Genomic DNA, 19798 nt, shown 5'->3' with positions numbered 1-19798 from the left:
GCAAGCTACCACCACTGACTAACAACTAAAGACTATAGACTCACCATGGGCGACTTAGTTAACATCTTTATCAAATCGGCTTTCATTGAGAACATGATCCTGGCGTATTTCCTGGGTATGTGTTCTTTCCTGGCCGTTTCCAAATCACTCTCCACGGCTTTCGGCCTTGGTCTTGCGGTGATCTTCGTACTGGGCATCACGATGCCAATCAACTGGTTGATCAATGAGTACCTGCTGCTCAACTTTGAACTGGAGTTTCTTCGCTTCATCATCTTCATCGCGGTCATCGCCTCGATGGTTCAGTTGGTGGAAATGGTGGTGGAAAAATTCAGCCCGGGGCTCTACGCGGCGCTCGGTATCTTCCTCCCCCTCATCACGGTAAACTGTGCCATCCTCGGTGGTAGCCTCTTTATGGTTAGCCGGGACTACAACCTGTCCGAGTCCGTTGCCTTCGGCCTTGGTGGTGGTTTTGGTTGGTTCCTGGCCATCATTGCCATTGCGGCCATCCGGGAACGGATCCGTTACAGCAAAGTGCCACCGGCCCTGCGCGGTTTGGGTATGGCCTTCCTCCTGACGGGTTTGATGGGTCTGGCTTTCCTCAGCCTTTCCGGTCTGGACCCCGCCGTGTTTGGTGGTTGGACACCCGGAGAGTAAACCAATCCGGTACACAGCGGACTAAGTATCCGCTACTACCAACAAATGACATTGATCCCTAAACAGTAGGTATGAAATCCTGCTTGTAATGGGGTGACAACAATAACGGAGCTTCCCTTTTGGTGGCTTCGAAACTTTAAAACCGAATAAGATGCTTACGATTCTTTGGGCGGTTATCATTTTCTCAGCAGTAGTACTGGCGCTGACCGCCATCCTGCTCTACGCACGCAAACAACTCGTACCCCAGGGTGAGGTTAAGATTGTCGTCAACGGCGACAGCGAAAACCCACTCATGGTGCAGCCCGGTAGCTCCCTGCTTACCGTGCTGTCCGACAAGAACGTCTTCCTCCCATCCGCCTGTGGTGGAGGTGGTACTTGCGCCATGTGTGAATGTCACATTACTGCCGGTGGTGGTGACGTACTTCCTACCGAGCTTAACCACCTTACCCGCCGGGAAGTCGCCGAGCACAAGCGTCTGGCTTGTCAGGTGAAGGTCCGTGGTGACATGGAGGTACAGATCCCGGAAGAGATCTTTGGTATCAAGAAATTTGACTGTACCGTCAAGTCTAACTACAATGTAGCCTCCTTTATCAAGGAGTTCGTAGTGCAACTGCCGCAAGGTGAAACGATGGATTTTGAATCCGGCGGCTACATCCAGATCGACGTACCCAAGGTAACCGTTGACTACAAGAACATCGACATCACCGCTCACCCCGAGCACCACGGTGACGACCCGAACAAGTTCCAGAGCGAATGGGACAATTTCAAGCTGTGGGACCTCAAGATGGTCAACAGCGAAGAGCAGTTCCGCGCCTACTCCATGGCTAACCACCCGGCGGAAGGTGACATCATCATGCTCAACATCCGGATCGCTACGCCACCGTTCGACCGCAAGAAGGGCGGATGGATGGACGTCAACCCCGGTGTCTGTTCCAGCTACGTCTTCGACCAGAAGCCCGGTGACAAAGTCGTCATCAGCGGCCCTTACGGTGAGTTCTTCATCAAGCCGACTCAGAAGGAAATGGTTTACATTGGTGGTGGCGCCGGTATGGCCCCTCTCCGTAGCCACTTGTTCCACCTCTTCCACACCCTGAAGACCAAGGACCGCAAAGTATCCTACTGGTACGGTGGGCGTACGAAGCGGGAGCTGTTCTACATCGAGCAGTTCCGTGAGATCGAGAAGGAGTTCCCCAACTTCAAATTCTACGTGGCCCTCGATAACCCACTGGAAGAGGACAACTGGAAGGTCAAGGAAGACATCGACGCTCCCGGCGACGGCTTCAAAGGGTACATCATGCCCGTCGTGATGGAGCAGTACCTCAACAAGCACCCCGAGCCCGAAGAGATCGAGTACTACTTCTGTGGCCCCCCGATGATGAACAAAACCGTTATCGACGGGCTTGATTCCCTCGGCGTTCCTCAAGAGAACATTGCTTTTGATGATTTTGGTGGGTAATTCCTGCTTGATTATCAATCAGAAAAATCCCCAGTCACTACCAGTGACCGGGGATTTTTTGGTTTTATTCGGAATGAAGTACTCCACAATTTCAGACTGTAAATCACTTTATCAGAGATTGGACTAGTCTGGCCCTCACTCCTCCTCCACCAAATACTCCACTTCACTCCGCCAACGCGGCTGCAGGTACTCCCGAATCACCTCATTGACGTCCTCCACCGTCAGGGCGCGGTACATGGCGGCTTCGGTATTGACGAGATCCATCCGGTCGATGGAAGCGTAAAAGGCAAGGTCGTTAGCGCGGCTGGCTACGGAAAGCGACTTGAAGTGATTGGTCGTTTCCATCCGGTTAACGGTCTTCTCCAGTTGGCTTTGGCTGACGCCCTCCTTGACGAACTCCTCGATGGCGGCATCAAGCGCGGCGCGGGCAGTTGCGTAATCCACGTCTTCCGCAGGGCGGGCTTCTACCAACAAGCCAGCGTAGTCGTAGGTATCACTCATGCCGGCGGATACCTCGGCGAAGAGGTCCGTATCTCGGATCAATTTGCGGTAGAGGTAGGAGGAGCGGCCACCACCCAGTAGGAATGCAGCCACATCCAGCGCCACGTAAATGTCGTACAGCCTGCCGGGCGTCCGGTAATACTGGTAGATGACGGGGCTGGGGACGTCCGCAGTCACCACCCTGCTGCGGGGGGCGGTTTGTTCAGCTTCCACTTCAGGAGTTGAGCGTGCGGTGCCGTCGGCCGCAGGGGGGATGTCTCCGAAGTAGTGCTCGATCCGTTCGCGGATAGTTGCCGCGTCAAAGCCACCGGCGACCACCAGGATGGCGTTGTCCGGCCGGTAGTGGCGGTAGAAGAAGGATTTGACGTCCTCCAGCGTCGCCTGCTCGATGTCCTCAAAGTTGAGGCCGATCACCGGCCAGCGGTAGGGGTGGGTTTCGTACACCAAATCGCTGAGATGGTGGAAAAGATCACCGTAGGGTTCTTCGAGGCAGGTTTCCTTGAACTCTTCCACGACCACCTTTTTCTGGGTGGCGAGGGATTTTTCGCTGAAGCTCAGCCCCCGCATCCGGTCGCTCTCCAAATAGAGGGCGGTTTCGATGTTGGCGGCGGGGAGGATGTCGTAGTACACCGTCGTATCCGCGCCGGTCATGGCGTTGTTTTCGCCACCGGCCATCTGGAGTACGTCGTCGAAATTGTCCACGTTGGTGCTGCCCTCGAACATCAGGTGCTCGAAGAGGTGGGCGAAACCCGTCCGCCCCGGCGGGTCGTTGCGGCTGCCTACTTTATAGAGAACGTTGACGACGGCCACCGTCCGTTTCGGGTCGTGGTGCAGGACAACGGTGAGGCCATTGGGTAATACGTAATGCTCGTAGTCGATCAAGCGCGGGGTGGTTTTTCGTGAGCGGCGGGAAGTACCGTCCGGCTCCGTCTCAATAACCCGTTCGCCTGGGGATAGTTTGAGGTAATAGGATGTCGCCAACGGTGAGAGGTTGTAGGCAGAAATCCTCCCGTTCGTAGCGCCAATCAGGTGAGCGCCCGTGTCGCCCGCCCACCAAAAATTGCGGGATCTGCATCGTAGTTGATACAAGGTCCTGCCGCTACTCCCCGCTCATGATCCGCGCCCTGTTTCTTCTCGTCCTCTTTTCCTGTAATGGCCCGGGCCAATCCCTCCCGGTTGATGCCCTCGATTACACCGAGATCGAAAGCCCCACGGGTTGGCGCCTGCGCGTCTACGGCGACGGGGGTGGCAGCATCAGCCACGAGCAATTGCCCACTTATCATCTGCACTATCCTTGCCAGACCTTCCCCGCACCGCACCTGCGGCAGCGCCCAAAAACTTGTGCCAGCGCTCCCGAATCCACTGCGTGTAACCGTGCTACCTATTACTCCGCGCTGCGCGATTCTTCCTTTTCCTGCGCTTGCGCGGGTGCCGGGTGGACGAACGAGCTAATGGTACTGGCCATCGACCGCATGGACGAAGCCGTGGAGGCCGGTGGCAGCGAAAAAAGCTGTAGGATGCTCCGCCGGAGGTGGCTGGGGAAGTAGCGAAAACTACGGATGGATTAGGCATGCCGGACCGGGCAACTATCTTCGCCGCGTGCACCAACAATTCTCCATCCTCCTGGTCAGTGACCAAGCAAATTCCCTGCGGACCACCAGCCCGCTCGGCCGGATGTGCCTGAGCCTGGTGCAGAACTACGGGCAGCAGGTAACGGTATTGACGGAACTGGGGAATGACGAGGATTGGCCCGAAATTGAAGGCCTGCGGCGAGTGGGAAATTCCACCAAAAAGCATGACCAAAAGCAACTAGTAGGCGCCATCAGTGCGGAACTGAAGGGTGGAGACTACGATCTCCTCCACCTGATTGGCCGCGGTGTCTTTGCTGCTGGAATTAAGGCGGCCAAGGGGTGGCCGGGAAAGGTCATTACCCACTTCAATGGGGAGCCAGCCACCCGCTGGTGGACTGGCCGCGCCTACTTTGAACACCTCCACCCCCGGGTGGATGCAATATTCTCCCACCGCCACGAACAGATACGGCTGATATCCGCCGCGCCCTTTAGCTCCCGAAGCCAGACTTCGGTGGTAGCATTCGGCCACGACCCGAGTTGGTACGAAAACGTTACGGCGAGTAACCTGGAAGGCACCTACGGGATTCCGGACGATCGAATCACCGTACTCATTCGCGCGAGTGGAAGCGAGGGCCTGGATTACCTCGGCGAAGCCATCCGCCGCCTCCCGGCTGATCTGGGCTTGCACTTCCTCATTTTGGGGAAAGGCTTGCAGACTCCCGAATTCGAATCGTTTCTGACGGATAGTTACTACGCCCACCAGTACACGTTTGTGGAAGAAGTGGACAATGAGGTGGCATTGCTGTCAGCAGTGGATGCCGTCGTCTTTCCCCATCTGAACGCCCGGGCATCGCTTCAACCCCTTTATGCAGCGCTATTCGCGGGCTTACCGGTCCTCCACGTCGGAGGCCCAATGCAGCAGTTAAATGAAGACCTGATCCTGATCGTCCCGCCAAAGGATGAGGATGCCCTGCGGGATGCCCTTCAGTCCCTGGCCGAAAGCCCCGCCCTCCGCAACCGATTGGGAGATGCCGCCGGGCAGTTCGCCCGCGATTACCTGAACGCCGAGAAAACTACGGGCCGCCTTTTGGATGCTTATACCGTACTCGTGAAGGGGCCCGGCCACACGCTTTATCGGTAGGATTTCAGCTTGATTGAAACAACCGCCGGCTTCGCCAAAAATGGTGGGGATATTGGGGCGGACGTGCCGTGATCGGGGACTAATCTATTATATTACGCCTCCCAAAGTCGATCAGTATGTTCAAAAAGTGCTTGTTGTTTGTCCTTCCATTTGCCATCCTCGTAGCCTGCGGGGAGACTGCACCGCCAGCGGATGCGGACACCACGAGTGCTAACGCGAAGGCCGAGGAGATGACCACCAATGACGACTGGAAGCCCCTCTTCAACGGCCAGGACCTCTCCGGCTGGCACAAGTACGGCGGCGGCGAACCCGGTGCGGCCTGGGTGATCGACGAAGGTGCCATTCACCTCAAAGTTGGGGATAAAGAAGGCTGGCAGGCAAGCGACGGCGGCGACATCATCACCGACGAAGCCTACGGCAACTACGAACTGGAATTGGAATGGAAGATCGGTGAATGCGGCAACAGCGGCATCATCTACAACGTCCAGGAGACCGACGAATACGAGTACCCCTGGAAGACCGGCCCCGAAATGCAGGTCTTGGACAACACCTGCCACCCCGACGCTGAGATCGAGACCCACCGGGCCGGTGATCTTTACGACATGGTGTCCGTCCGCAACGAAAACGTGAAGCCCGCCGGGGAATGGAACGTGGCTAAACTCATCGTCTCCGACGGTAAGGTAGAGCACTGGCTCAACGGCGAGCAGCAAGTCGTCTACAGCAACACCGGTGAGGATTGGAAAGAAATGATCGCGGCCTCCAAGTTTAAGGACATGCCCAACTGGGGGATGTTCACCGAGGGCAAGATCAGCCTGCAGGACCACGGGGACCCGGTTTGGTTCCGCAACATCCGGATCCGCGAAATCAGTAAATAATACACTACACCATCTTACCGGCCGCCGCGACTTACGCGCCCCCGGATTTTTGAAATTTAATTTAGATCATGGCAACAATCATTGACAGTACTAATCTTGGGGCAGTCCCCGGCGGTGTCCCCGAAAATCGGGACCGCCTTTTCCTGGCCAGCTGTGTGGCCCTCATCGTTACCTCGATGACCTTTGCGCTCCGGGCGGGCATTCTTGGCGACCTCGCCGCGGACTTTGGCCTGAGCGACGCTCAACTCGGTTGGGTGAATTCGATGAACTTCTTTGGCTTCCCCGTCGCGATGATGGTGGGTGGCGCGATCTACAATAAGGTCGGCCCCAAGAACCTACTCTGGTTAGCCTTCGCTTCCCACCTCTTGGGTTTGATCCTTACGATCACGGCTGGAGGTTTTTACGGTCTGCTGATCTCAACCTTCCTCGTTGGTTTCGCCAATGGTTCCGTGGAAGCGGCCTGTAATCCACTCATCGCGGATATGTACCCCGATAAGCAGGGGGAGATGCTCAACAAATTTCACGTATGGTTCCCCGGCGGTATCGTTATTGGTTCCGTGCTGGCCTTCGCGCTGGGCGACGCCGTCTCCTGGCAGGTACTGATCGGTATCATCCTGATTCCTACGGCTATCTACGGTTTCTTGATGCTGGGCCAGGCCTTCCCCCGCTCGGTCAACATCAGTGCCGACACGGGCGAGAACGTGAAGGGAGTCTTCACCCCACTTTTCCTCGTCATTGCCCTGTTGATGACCATGACGGCTACGACGGAGTTTGGCGCCACGCAGTGGGTCGAGCGTATCCTCGGTAGCGCGGGTGCCAATCCGATGATACTCCTGGCCATGACGGCTGGTATTATGGCGGCGGGGCGCTACTTCGCCGGTCCGCTCATCAATAGCCTCGATACGACGGGAGTACTCCTTGGCAGTGCCATTCTGGCTTGTGCTGGTCTGTTCATTCTCTCGAGCGTGACGGGTGGCATGGTCTACGTCGGTACGGCCGTATTCGCCCTGGGTATTTGTTACTTCTGGCCCAATATGCTGGCCTTTACGGCGGAGAACCTGAGTTCAACGGGTGCTCTCGGGATGTCCCTCATCGGCGGCGCGGGCATGCTTGGCGCGGGCATCTGGAACCCCATCATCGGTGGCTGGATCGATAGCGGCCGCCAGGAGGCCCTCGCAGCGGGTCTCAGCGGTGAGGCGGCGGAATTGGCTACGGGCCAGGCGGCGCTGGGTAACATTGCCCTCTTCCCCCTCGTCCTGATCGGCGCTTTTGCCATCCTCTACTTCTTCATGAAGCGGCGGCGGAAAGCGACGGAAGCAGAGGTCCTCAGCGTGCCGGGTTCGGCGATGTAAGCCTGCGGCAACCCAATTGGAAAAGCCAGATCGCGATCGCCGTGGTCTGGCTTTTTCAATTTAGGTAGATCGCCGCGATTGAGGATGGGACTTACTGCCTTGCGCCCCGACTGAGTACGGGACTTACTGCGTGGCGCTGCCGCGGGTGCGGTGGATTTGGGCGAGGAGCAACCAAAGGTCGGCCATCCCCGTTTTCATCCCGCCCATGACGCTAAAGGAAAAACTAAACCACTACCACGACCAGTACAACCAGCCGGACTTCGTGCCGGACGACCCCATCGGCCTCGTCCACGCCTTCGAGACCAAACAGGACCGGGAGATCATTGGCTTCTGGATCTCCATTTTGGCGTGGGGCCGCCGCCAAACCATCATTGATAAGGGGACGCAACTCGTAGAATTGATGGACGGCCGCCCCTACCAATTCATCCTCAACCACACCGAAGAGGACTACGCCCGATTTGCGGATTGGAAGCACCGCACCTTTAACTTCGAGGACACCCGCTACTTCCTGCGCTGGCTACAGTGGTACTACCGGCAACACGACAGCCTGGAAGACGCCTTCGCCCGCTACCTCAAACCCGAAGATGACACCATCGAGCCGGCCTTAATTGGGTTCCACGACTTGTTCTTTAGCCTCCTCGACGCGCCGCAGCGTACCCGGAAACACGTGGCCACCCCGGCCCGCAAGTCTCGCTGCAAACGCCTGTGCATGTTCCTCCGCTGGATGGTCCGCGACGATGACCGGGGCGTAGATTTCGGATACTGGACCAACATCAAACCCAGCCAACTCTGCCTTCCGGTAGATGTCCACGTAGAGCGCGTCGCCCGCGAGTGGGGCCTCCTGAAACGGAAGCAAACCGATTGGGCCGCCGTCCTCGAACTCACGGGTAACCTGAAGCGGTACGATGCGGAAGACCCGTGCAGGTTTGATTTTGCGTTGTTTGGGGCGGGGGTTAATGAGTAGCGAGTAGCAAGTTGCGAGTAAAGAGTATCAAGTAGCAAGTCGCAACTCGATACTTGTTACTCGCAACTCGACACTTGCAACTCGCAACTCCCTACTTACTACCTTCGCCCCATGACCACCCAAACCCCCATCGTCATCCTCGGAGCGGGACCCGCCGGAGCTGCTACTGCCCTCAAGCTATCCTACCTCGGGGTGCCCAGCGTACTGATTGACAAATCGGATTTCCCACGCGACAAGGTGTGTGGGGATGCGCTCAGCGGGAAGGTGCCCACGCTGCTCAACCGCCTGGACCCGGCCATCATGAACCGACTGCGCAAGCGCTTCGACCCGGTGGACGTTTGGGGTATCCGCTTCTACAGTCCCTCCAACAAACTGATCGAGCTGCCCTTCAACATTGGCTACGAACGAGTACCCGACCAGGCGCCGGGCTACGTCAGCAAACGGATGGATTTTGACGGCTTCCTCATCGACGAGGTGAAACGGCGCGACAACATCGACCTCCACCTCAACACGGAGGTGACGAAATGGGCGAAAACCGCCGCTGGCTACGAAGTCACTACAAAGGATGGTAGCCAGACCTGGTCCTGCAATCTGCTCATCGATGGTACCGGGTCTCACTCCCGCTTTAGCCGTAAGGAAGCGGGGCAGGAGGTGGAGCATAAACACCACGCCGCCGCGGTCCGCGCTTACTTTAAGGGCGTCACCGGCTTTCACGAGGATAACTTCATTGAGCTTCACTTTCTGGAGGAGTTGACGCCGGGTTATTTCTGGATCTTCCCCCTGCCCAACGGCGAGGCTAACGTCGGGCTCGGCCTGCGGTCGGACATCGTGAAGAAGCGGAAAATGAACCTGCGCAAGACTTTCGACAAGATCATCGCTTCTCCCCAATTCGCCGAGCGTTTCGCTGGGGCCGAGCAGATCACGCCTACGGCTGGCTACGGTTTGCCGCTGGGCTCGAAGGAACGGACGCTCTCCGGAGATAATTACCTACTCATCGGTGACGCTGGCCACCTGATCGACCCCCTTACCGGGGAGGGGATCGGCAACGGCATCTATTCCGGCTTCATTGCCGCGGAACTGGCCGCCCGTTGTCTCGAGGAGCAGCGTTTCGACGCGGCTTTTCTGGCGGATTACGACGTCCGCATTGCGCGCGTTTTGCGTTCCGAGTTGCGCCTCAGTTACCGCTTTCAGCAGATCGTCGGCAAGAAATGGCTGGCAAACGCAATTACTTCCATCGTGGTAGCCAACCCTCGCGTCATGGAGCTACTCTCTAGAATGTACACGGACCTGGAACTGCGGGGAAATCTCGTCAAACCGATGTTCTGGTGGAAGCTTTTTCGCGGCAAAACGACCGTCGCGGCGCCCACCGGAGCTACCCCCTCCGGCAAGTAACTTCGTGGTTGACAAAACATTATGAAATTAATTTGTCGCCACAAATAACAAAACCCGATTTCTTCGGGTTAAAGATGCAGTTGATTAAGTTTCATATACTAGTGAGTGTAAAACGAGCCTCCGACCCTCTATGACGGGTACGGGGGTTCTTTTTTTCGGTCCCCATCCATCAACTTTATTCATTCCGCCACCGGGCCCCCGTTCCTGGGCGATCGGGGTAAATAGCCAGCCCGGTCCGGGGGTCGAAGGTCACGCCTTCGCCTGGGTCCTTGGCCAGCAACATGGCCCCGTCCATATCCGCATAGTCCAGTTCCGGCAGGAGTTGGGCGATGGCGCTGATACCGAAGCTGGATTCGGTCATACACCCCGCCATTACTTGCAGTTTCCGTTCTCGGGCCATTTGGATCATCCGGCGAGCGGGCAGGAGGCCACCGCACTTTACGATCTTGATGTTGATGCCGTCGAAAAGTTCGGCGCACTTCGCCACATCGGCCTCCGTTTGGCAGCTTTCGTCGGCGATGATGGGGAGGGGGCTGGCGGCCTTTACGCGTGCCTGCCCCGCTTCGTCCGCTACCAGGAGGGGCTGTTCGATGAGGAGGACGCCCATTGCTTGCAGTTCGGGTGCGTAGTCGATGGTTTGCTGCGCGGTCCAGCCGGTATTGGCATCCACGTAGAAGGGGGCGTCCGTCACGTTGCGGAGGGCGCGAATAATGTCCAGGTCATCCCCATCACCACCGAGTTTAATTTTGTAGAGCGGCCAGGGGAAGGCTTTGACTTTAGCCACCATTTCGGGGATGCTGCCCATCCCGATCGTGTAGCAGGTAGGGGTCCGGCGGGCGGGTTGGTCCCAGAGTTCTCCGATTCTCTTGTTTTGGTGCTTGCCTTCCAGGTCGTGTGCGGCGACGTCTAATGCGCAGCGGAGGAAGGGGTGGAGGGTAGGGGCTTCGCGGTCCAGGAAGTCATGCAGTGCTGCGGGGCTCAACGATTTTCTGAGCGCTAACGCAGGTGCGAGGTTTTGTAGGGCGCTAGCGCATTCCGCCGAGTCAAGACTATAATACCGCGTCATGGCGGCTTCCCCGAATCCGGACCGGCCGGTGGCGTCCACCAATTCCACGATGAGGGTGGGTTGCTCCGTCCGGGACTCGTGGGCAATGCGGAAGGGATTGGCCAGGGGAAGAACTTTAGGGTGGACGATGATCTGCATGGGGGAAATTTACCACAAAACTTAGCGTCGTTTGAGGTTTGGCCCCTCCGTAGTCCGCTACTTCTTTTGGTTTGGGGCGGAGGTCTGTCGGCCCGGCGCATTACCCATTTGCACCGCACCCGCGGCAGCGCCACATAGTAAATAGCGTGCTCCCTCGGGGCGCATAACTGACAAAAACCGTCAGCATTCAACCGGCCTGACAGTCAGCCATTAAGGTTATCTTTGCGGCCCGTAAATGAGCCGGCCCCCGCATTCTTAAAAGGATTTTGGGGGCTAGCCAGTAAAACTGACTAAAATGATCACCTACGTTACCGGGCCGATTGCGCACAAGAATCCGAGCTTCGTTGTCATCGAAGCCGGGGGGCTAGGGTACCACATCAATATCAGTTTGTTTACCTACACCAAGATCGAGAGCGCCACCAAGGCTAAGTTGCTGACCCACTTCCACGTGAAGGAAGACCAGCAGACCCTGTTTGGTTTTTACGACGAGACGGAACGTAACCTGTTTCGCCTGCTGATCAGCGTGAGCGGGGTAGGCCCATCTACGGCCCTGATCGTGCTTTCGAGCATGAATCCGGACGAGGTACGGCAGGCGATTTTGGGAGAAGACGTAGCCAGTATCCGCAAGGTGAAGGGCATCGGCCCGAAAACGGCGCAGCGCATCATTTTGGACCTGAAGGACAAATTGATGAAAGATTCCTTCGCGGCCCCGACAATGCTCTCCCCACAAAGCAATACCGAGCGGGCGGAGGCGTTATCTGCCTTGGTAAACCTGGGCTTCGCCCGGCCCGCCGTGCAACGCGCGCTTAACAAAGTGTTGGCGAAAGAAACCGGCGCCGGAACGGAGAAGATGATCAAACTCGCACTGCGGGAGCTTTCGTCTTAGTCGGAACCTGATTTATCCCCCCAATCGGGCTGCCTTCCTGAGCCCGTGCTTTCTATTAAAATCAACCAGCGGTACAGTTTTCGCAACTATCTGCCGTTTCTGGTGGGCGCCCACATAATCCCGGGCCTTTATTCGGACTTTCTATGAATAAGATTTTACTCGCCGTAGGTTCTGCTTTACTCTCACTTAGTTTCACTTACGCCCCTTACACAACCGACGCCCCGGAAGGCCAGGCACCCGATGTGGTGCGGGAGCTCTTCGAGGCCGTCACCTTTCAGTATTCGAACGTCGAGTATGGTACAGCGAGTGGCGACCACGCAACGCGCAACCCGCAACTCGATCTACCCACCTCCACAATCGATACCCTCCCGCCCCTCCGCGACCGCCAGGGTAACTTCATCGACGACCCGAACCGCAACGTAATTGACCTGAAGGACCCCGCCAGCGTAACGCGGGAAGTAGAATACGACCCCGAAACGGGCACCTACATCGTCCGGGAAAAGATGGGCCAGTTTGACTTCCGGCCACCAACCTACCTGACTTTTGACGAGTACCTCCAGTACCAGCAGGAGCAGCAAAAGAACAAGTACTTCCAGAACCTGGCCGGCGTCGGTAACCCCGATGATGCCGTCAATATTGGCGACCCGTTGGCCGATATTGAGCTGGACCCGGACGTGATCAGCAACCTCTTCGGGGGGACGGAGATCAGCATCCAGCCGCAGGGTGGGGTGGACCTCAGCTTCGGGGTGAATTACCAGTTTCAGGATAACCCCTTCATCGTTGAGCAATTTCGCCGCAATACGATCTTCGATTTCGACATGGACATCAACATGAACGTGGTGGGCCAGATCGGGGATAAGCTCAAACTGAATACCAATTACAACACCGGAACGACCTTCAACTTTGATAACCAGATCAAGCTGGACTACAACTCCGAGGCCTTCTCGGAAGATGACATCCTCCGCAAGATCGAAGCGGGTGACGTCAGCCTTCCCCTCCGCGGTACCCTGATCGAAGGAGCGCAGTCCCTCTTCGGCCTTAAAACCGAACTACAGTTTGGCCACCTGAAACTGACGGCCATCGCTTCCCAGCAGCGGAGCCAACGCGAGAAGCTGACCATCGAAGGTGGCAGCCAGCTCGCTGAGTTCGAGGTCTACGCCGATAGCTACGACGAAAACCGCCACTTCTTCCTCAGCCACTACAACCGCGACGTCTACGAGGATGCCCTGGAGAATCTCCCCCAGATCAATAGCCTCTTTCACGCCGAAAACATTGAGGTTTGGATTACGAATGACCGGAACGAGGTCTTTGAAGTCCGGGACATTATTGCCCTTGCCGACCTTTCCGAGCCCAACGAAAGGAACCTGACCAACCCCGGCGCCGTCGACGTTAATGCCACCGACGATCGCTACAGCCAGATATGCCCCAGCGACGTCCGCCTGCCGGATAACGGTGCTAACGACCTCTACGGAAGGATCGTCAACGCTGGAGAATCCGTCCGGAATATCGACCAGGCGGTTTCTACACTCCAATCGGCTCGCTTCGGCCTCCAGCAGATCCGTGACTTCGAGAAGGTGTCTGCCCGTAAACTCCAGCCCCGGGAATACACGGTGCACCCGGAACTGGGCTTCATCTCCCTGAACATCAACGTGCAGCCCGACCAGGTCGTGGCCGTTTCTTACCGCTACAAGTACAACGGAAATATCTTCCGGGTAGGTGAGCTTTCCGTGAATACCGATAACAGTACCGGTCAATTGGCCAATACGACCAACCCCAACCGGCCGATGCGGGATACGAGCACCTTCGCTACCCAGGTACTCTTCACCAAAATGCTGAAGTCCTCCACCCAACGGGTAGGGGAGCCTACCTGGGATCTGATGATGAAGAACGTCTACTCCCTCGGTGCCTACCAGGTGAATGAGGAAGACTTCCGTCTCGACATCCAGTACGAAGACCCAGGAGAGGGTTTCAAGCGCTTCCTTCCCGTACCCTTATCAGCTGAGCCAAACGGACCGCAGGTACAGGGCTTACCGTTGATTCGTGCCTTCAACCTGGACCGTCTCAATACCCAGCTGGACCCCGCCCCCGATGGTGTCTTTGACTTCGTACCGGGCATCACCATCAACCCGACGACCGGCCGGATCTACTTCCCTACGCTGGAGCCCTTCGGTAGCGACCTTTCCGCCCGCCTTGCGCCGGAGGACCGCGACCGTTTCGTCTACCAGGAACTTTACGACTCGACGATCTTCCAAGCGCGGGAGTTCCCCGAAAAGAACCGCTTTGCGATCCGGGGCTCCTATAAGTCGAGCGTGCAATCTGAGATCAGTCTCGGTGCCTTCAACATTCCCCCGGGGTCCGTACGCGTGACGGCGGGTGGCGCCCTGCTGCAGGAAGGCCGGGATTATTCGGTGGACTACTCCACCGGCCGCGTAAGGATCCTTAATGATGCCATCCTGAGTTCCGGGGTGCCGATCAATGTCTCCTTTGAGGACAATACCATTTTTAGCCTCCAGACCAAAACGATGCTGGGGCTACGGGCGGACTACGAGATCAACGACAATTTCAGCGTCGGGGGTACCTACATGAAACTCTTTGAGCGGCCCTTTACCCAGAAGGTTAACCTGGGCGAAGACCCCATCAATAACACGATCTACGGGTTGGACGCTACCTACCAGCGGGAGTCCGGCTTCATCACCCGGATGGTCGATAAGCTACCGTTTTACAGCACCGCGGCGCCGTCCAACGTCAGCCTGACGGCGGAGACGGCCTGGTTACGCCCGGGCCACAGTAATGCGATCAACATCAGCCGGGACGATAAGGACGGATTGGTTTACCTCGATGACTTCGAGGGGACGGCCAGCCCGATCGACCTGATGGTGCCCGTGCAGCGGTGGTTCATGTCCTCCATTCCGCAGAATGATGCGGCGAACAATAACCCGCTCTTCCCCGAAGCTACCCGGACGAATGATCTTGTCTCCGGTGCCAACCGAGCCATGCTGAACTGGTTCCGGGCCGAACCGAATGCCCGTAATCTGACGAACGATGAGGACAACGTTTACGCCAGTTTCGTGCCCCAGCAGGAGGTGTTCCCCAACGTCGATATTCCGCCCAGCCAGCGACAGCGGAACCCGTTCACCACTTTCGATATGGTGTTCTACCCCAACATTCGGGGGCCCTATAACTTTGATACCCGCGCTGGTACGCCGGGCCTGACCCGTGGTGTACAGGTGGAGAATGACCCCATCGCTCCGGTAAAACTGAATGCTCCGGAAACCCGCTGGGCGGGTATCATGCGGGAAATGACGACGCCGGATTTCCAGTCCGCCAATATCGAATTCGTTGAATTCTGGATGCTTTCTCCCTTCCTGGACGGCATGAACCCCCAGTCGCCGGCCATTGACGCCGACCAAAAGCAGGGTACGCTCTACCTGAACCTGGGTAACATCTCGGAAGACATTCTGAAGGACAGCCGTAAGTTTTTCGAAAATGGATTGCCTGGCCCCGCCAACCCGAACCGCCCCGTTGATGAAACCAACTGGTCTCGCGTACCCGTAGCCCAACAGATCACCCGTGGCTTCGACAACGACCCCGAAACGCGGGAACTGCAGGACGTTGGCCTCGATGGCTCCAACGACGAAATGGAACGCGCCAAGTTTGCGGAATACATTGAAGACGTGGGGAGCGCCAACACCGCCGCCCGCCAGCTTATTGAAGAGGACCCCGCAAATGACAACTTCTTCTTCTACAATAATGACCGCTATCCCGACGGGACGGATTTCCTTACCCGCTTCATCGGTTGGAACGGCGTCCAGGGTAACAGCCGGGCCAACAGTAACACCCGGGGCAACACCCGTGAGAGTACGACTAACATTCCCGATGCGGAGGACATCAACCAGGACAACACCCTGAACGAAGCCGAAAGCTACTTCCAGTACGAGATCCCCTTCGTGCAGAGTGCAACCCGCCCACGGGAATTTGACCAGGAGCAAACGCCCTACATCACCGACCGGATTGAGGCGGCGAATGGCCGGGTCTGGTTCCGTTTCCGCGTCCCCCTGAACGACGAGCAGCGCGTTGCCGTAGGTGGCATCCAGGATTTCCGTTCCATTCGTTTCATGCGGATGTACATGACGGGCTTCGAGGCACCCACGGTACTCCGTTTCGCTGAATTTGAACTGGTACGTAACTCCTGGCGCCGTTACAACCGGGAATTCCGCGACGCTCCACCGGTGATTGGTGGTGAGGCCGCCGCAGAGTTTAACATTGACGCCGTCAACATTGAGGAGAACAGTTCACGGCAACCCTTTAACTACGTGCTACCTACGGGTATCCGCCGGGAGCAGAACATTGGGGTGGTGAACACACTGCAGAACGAGCAATCGCTGGTCCTGAAGGTCCAGAACCTCAAGCCCAGTGAACGCAAGGCCGTCTTCAAGTACACCGATACGGACCTGCGGCTGTACGACGAAATGAAGATGTTCGTCCACGCCGAAGCCCTCGGTGAAAGCCGCTTCAACCGGCCAGAGGATGGGGAACTCAAACTCTTCCTACGGATGGGTTCCGACTTCGAACAGAACTATTACGAATACGAGGTGCCGCTGCGAATGTCCGACACCACCGGATTCGCCGCAGCTCTGGGGGAAAACTCCAACTTTACCAACACCCGATCCTACGCTGATTCGGTCTGGCTGGCGGAAAACGAGGTGGATCTGCCCCTGGACCTCCTGCGCGAGCTTAAACTGGAACGTAACGAAACGGGAATCCCGATCACCCAGGAATACTCCACCACCTTCCAGCCAAAGGCCAGCTCTGACGTGGAGAAGCTGCGAAACATCACCCACACCATTCGCGTGAAGGGTAACCCGAACCTCGGCTTCGTCAAGGTGTTCATGATCGGTCTCAAGAACGAAGAGGACCTGAACAACAATAGCCTGAGCGCGGAAGTCTGGGTGAACGAACTTCGCCTGGAAGGCCTCGACGAACGCGGCGGGGTAGCCGGCCTTGCCCGGGCGGACATCCAGCTTGCGGACCTTGGTTCCATTACGGCCGCGGCCAATTATAGCAGTATCGGCTTCGGTGGTCTCGATAATTCCGTAACCGAGAGAAACCGGGAGGCCACTTCCGGGTACGATTTGGCGGCGAATATTTCCGTGGACCGTTTTTTCCCGCAGAAGTGGGGGCTACAGTTACCGGTTTACCTCCAACACAGCCGCAACGTAAGTACGCCGGAATACGACCCCTACGATCTGGATATCCGCGTGAAGGAAAAGACCGATCTGGCGGACACCCGGGAGGCAAGAGATTCCATTCGGGAACAGGCGCAAGAGATCAATAAGATCACCGCCATCAACGTAAATAACGTCCGTATTGCACCGGCCGGGGCTACGGGTAACAGCCCCTTCAGTCCGGCTAACCTGAGCCTGAGCTACGGGTACACCAAAACGCAGCGATCGGATCCCTTCATCGAAGCGGAAGAGATCAATGACTACACCGGTGCCCTGGATTATACCTACTCGCGTGGCAGGGGTGGCTCCCTCGAACCCTTCAAGGGGGTGAAGAGTAAGTACCTCAAATTACTGAGTGAGATCAATGTCAATCCGTTACCTAACTCTTTCTCGTTTACGAACGTGCTTGACCGGAGTTTCGCCACTACTAAGTACCGCTTCGCCGGGGTAGATGAGCAATTCAACACCTTTTATAACAAACGATTTACCTGGGTCCGGGCCTATAACTTGAATTGGGACCTGACGCGCTCCCTCAAGTTGGGATACAACGCCAACATGGCGACGACCATTGACGAACCCCGGGAAACAGAACTGTTAGGGAACCCCGATGCGGACCAAATCCGCCGCGATGCCATCTGGGATGGACTACAGAATGGTGGCCGACCCAAACTCTACACCCAGGGCATTAACGCCAGCTACCAATTGCCGCTCCGGTATATCCCCTTCCTGGATTTCCTGGACGTCCGCGCCAACTACCTCGGCAATTTCTCCTGGAACGCCGCACCGTTGAGTTTGCAGGACGAAGGTTTGGGTAACCTCATTCAAAACAGCCAGACGCGCCAGCTTACGGCTAACCTCAACTTCGAGAAATTCTACGATCAGTTCGACTTTCTCCGCAAGATCAATCGCCCCCAGCGACAGGGCCGGACCCGCCCGCAGACAACGTCCCGTGACGACGATAATAAAGATGGGGAAGACGACGATAAAAAGCGCAAGAAGAAGAAAAATGATGGCCCGAGTGGGGCGACGCGAGCGATTGTCCGTCCGTTCCTGGCCCTGCGTAGCGTCCGTGGTAATTTCTCTGAGGACTTCCGTACGGTCATCCCCGGTTACCTGCCGGAGCCGAGCTTCTTCGGATTGGCGGACGGTTTTGATTCCCCCGGTTGGGGATTCGTCGGTGGTCTCCAACCTACTATCCGTGAACTGGACGTGGCCGATCGCCGCGGCGACAATGATTTCCTCTTTGACATGGCCTCCGCCGGCGTTCTCTCGTCCAATCCGCTCTTGAGCCAGGACGTCGTTCAGAATTATACCCGTGATTGGGACGTAGCTGCCACCATCGAACCCTTCCGCGACTTCCGCCTGGAACTGACGATGGATCGGTCCTTTTCCGAAAACTATACGGAGACGTTCAAGGTGACTTCTAAGACCGACCCTAACGCCCAGTTTGAGCACCTCATTCCCGTGCGGGATGGAGCTCTTTCCTTTTCGAACGGTGGCGCGAGCGCCCTCTTCAATCAGGATACCATGGCGCTGGACGCCCTGTTTGAGACTTTTGACGAGAACCGATTGGTCGTTTCCCAACGCCTCGGGGGTAATACGCCCCACCAGGATCCGGAACTGGCCGAGCAAGGGTATGCTTTTGGCTACGGACCAAACCAACAGGACGTCCTCCTGCCCGCCTTCCTTGCTGCCTACCGTGGTGAAGACGCGGCTACCTCCGACCTCAATCCGTTTAACCTGCAGGCCAGCCCGAACTGGCGACTCACCTACAACGGGCTCGATAAGGTGGGCAATCTAAGTAATGTCTTCCGCAGAATTAATATCACCCACGGCTACCAATCGGCATTCACCATCAGCAGCTACGGCACGAGTTTGGATTACCTGGCTTCGTTGGAAGAAAGCACTAACCCGGCGCTAAACGGGTACGATACGGTAAGCCTGAACTTCTTCCCGCGAATCGAAATCCCCAACATTACGGAATCTAAGAGTTTCGCACCGCTGATTTCAATCGAGGCGGAGATGCAGAACGGCTTAAGCTTCAACTTCGCTTACCAGAGCACGAATAACCGGAGCATCAACATCGTCAGCAAGCTCCTCAGCGAGCAGGTGGGTACGGAAGTTGTCGGTGGTTTCGGTATCGTCCTCCAGGGAGTGGAGATCGGTTTCCTCCAGGGGGGCAAGAACAAGCGTAGACGACGCGACGGAGATGCCGGCGACAACGTCGGCCAAACCGGCGCCAACCGCAACAATAGCCGCTCCGGTGGCCGCCTGAACGTAAGCGATATGGACATCCAGTTCAACTTCAGCTTACGGGACGGGAAGACCTACGCTACGCGCCTCAACCCACAGATCAGGGAGATCACCGAAGGTAGCCGCGTACTGAGTTTCGCGCCATCGGTGGAATATCAGGTCAATAATCTCCTGGGTCTCCGAGCCTTCTTCGATTACCGTAAAACGACCCCGTTCAATCCGCTCGGCTTCCCGCAGACGGCGGCGAGTGGGGGTATCGTGGTGAGGTTCCAACTTAATTAGTAGGGTAGTTTTTAGTCGGGTAGTCGGGTAGTCGAGTAGTGC

General features: G+C 57.0%; 12 protein-coding genes. 10 read left to right on the top strand and 2 right to left on the bottom strand.

The annotated features are described in order from the left end of the window. Positions 1-45: 45 nt before the first annotated feature. Together nqrE and nqrF are read left to right on the top strand one after the other, a co-directional pair. Entirely contained in the window at positions 46-654 is a 609-nt protein-coding gene (gene nqrE / locus A3850_RS02515) for an NADH:ubiquinone reductase (Na(+)-transporting) subunit E (RefSeq protein ID WP_068213892.1), read from the top strand. A 151-nt stretch (positions 655-805) separates the two neighbouring features. Next, positions 806-2110 carry an NADH:ubiquinone reductase (Na(+)-transporting) subunit F gene (nqrF, locus tag A3850_RS02510; protein WP_068213890.1) on the top strand — a complete coding sequence of 435 codons (1305 nt, stop codon included), beginning with the start codon at positions 806-808 and terminating at the stop codon, positions 2108-2110. Positions 2111-2245: 135 nt separating this feature from the next. On the opposite strand, the gene A3850_RS02505 is transcribed toward nqrF, so the two are convergent. Next, positions 2246-3592, bottom strand: coding sequence for a pitrilysin family protein (locus tag A3850_RS02505; protein WP_197493970.1), 1347 nt, complete (start codon positions 3590-3592; stop codon positions 2246-2248). Between the two features lie 131 nt (positions 3593-3723). Here A3850_RS02505 and A3850_RS02500 point away from each other — a divergent pair, with 131 nt between their 5' ends. The 6 genes from A3850_RS02500 to A3850_RS02475 all read left to right on the top strand — a co-directional run bounded on the left by A3850_RS02500 (position 3724) and on the right by A3850_RS02475 (position 9906). Then, entirely contained in the window at positions 3724-4158 is a 435-nt protein-coding gene (locus A3850_RS02500; protein ID WP_068213889.1) for a hypothetical protein, read from the top strand. Between the two features lie 52 nt (positions 4159-4210). Further along, positions 4211-5323, top strand: a complete 1113-nt coding sequence (locus tag A3850_RS02495; RefSeq protein ID WP_068213887.1) for a glycosyltransferase family 4 protein — start codon at positions 4211-4213, stop codon at positions 5321-5323. Positions 5324-5439: 116 nt separating this feature from the next. Then, a complete protein-coding gene (locus A3850_RS02490) occupies positions 5440-6198 on the top strand; it encodes a DUF1080 domain-containing protein (protein ID WP_068213885.1) in 759 nt (252 codons plus the stop codon). Positions 6199-6266: 68 nt separating this feature from the next. Beyond that, positions 6267-7550, top strand: a complete 1284-nt coding sequence (locus A3850_RS02485) for a sugar MFS transporter (RefSeq protein ID WP_068213883.1) — start codon at positions 6267-6269, stop codon at positions 7548-7550. A 205-nt stretch (positions 7551-7755) separates the two neighbouring features. After that, entirely contained in the window at positions 7756-8514 is a 759-nt protein-coding gene (locus A3850_RS02480; RefSeq protein WP_068213882.1) for a TIGR02757 family protein, read from the top strand. A 111-nt stretch (positions 8515-8625) separates the two neighbouring features. Next, the gene (locus tag A3850_RS02475) at positions 8626-9906 is read left to right on the top strand and encodes an NAD(P)/FAD-dependent oxidoreductase (RefSeq protein ID WP_068213880.1); all 1281 of its coding nucleotides are present in this window, start codon (positions 8626-8628) and stop codon (positions 9904-9906) included. 175 nt (positions 9907-10081) lie between these two features. Here A3850_RS02475 and A3850_RS02470 read toward each other — a convergent pair whose 3' ends face one another. After that, a complete protein-coding gene (locus A3850_RS02470) occupies positions 10082-11110 on the bottom strand; it encodes a dipeptide epimerase (protein WP_068213877.1) in 1029 nt (342 codons plus the stop codon). A 295-nt stretch (positions 11111-11405) separates the two neighbouring features. On the opposite strand from A3850_RS02470, the gene ruvA reads away from it, so the two are divergent. Both ruvA and sprA read left to right on the top strand, forming a co-directional pair. Next, the gene (gene ruvA, locus A3850_RS02465) at positions 11406-11996 is read left to right on the top strand and encodes a Holliday junction branch migration protein RuvA (protein ID WP_068213875.1); all 591 of its coding nucleotides are present in this window, start codon (positions 11406-11408) and stop codon (positions 11994-11996) included. A 143-nt stretch (positions 11997-12139) separates the two neighbouring features. After that, positions 12140-19756: a cell surface protein SprA gene (gene sprA, locus A3850_RS02460; RefSeq protein WP_068213873.1), complete on the top strand. Its 7617-nt coding sequence runs from the start codon at positions 12140-12142 to the stop codon at positions 19754-19756. The last annotated feature ends 42 nt before the right edge of the window (positions 19757-19798 follow it).

Source organism: Lewinella sp. 4G2, assembly GCF_001625015.1.
GTDB lineage: Bacteria > Bacteroidota > Bacteroidia > Chitinophagales > Saprospiraceae > Neolewinella.
The sequence above is the reverse complement of the archived record's forward strand: the minus strand, read 5'-3'. Positions and strand labels throughout refer to the sequence as shown.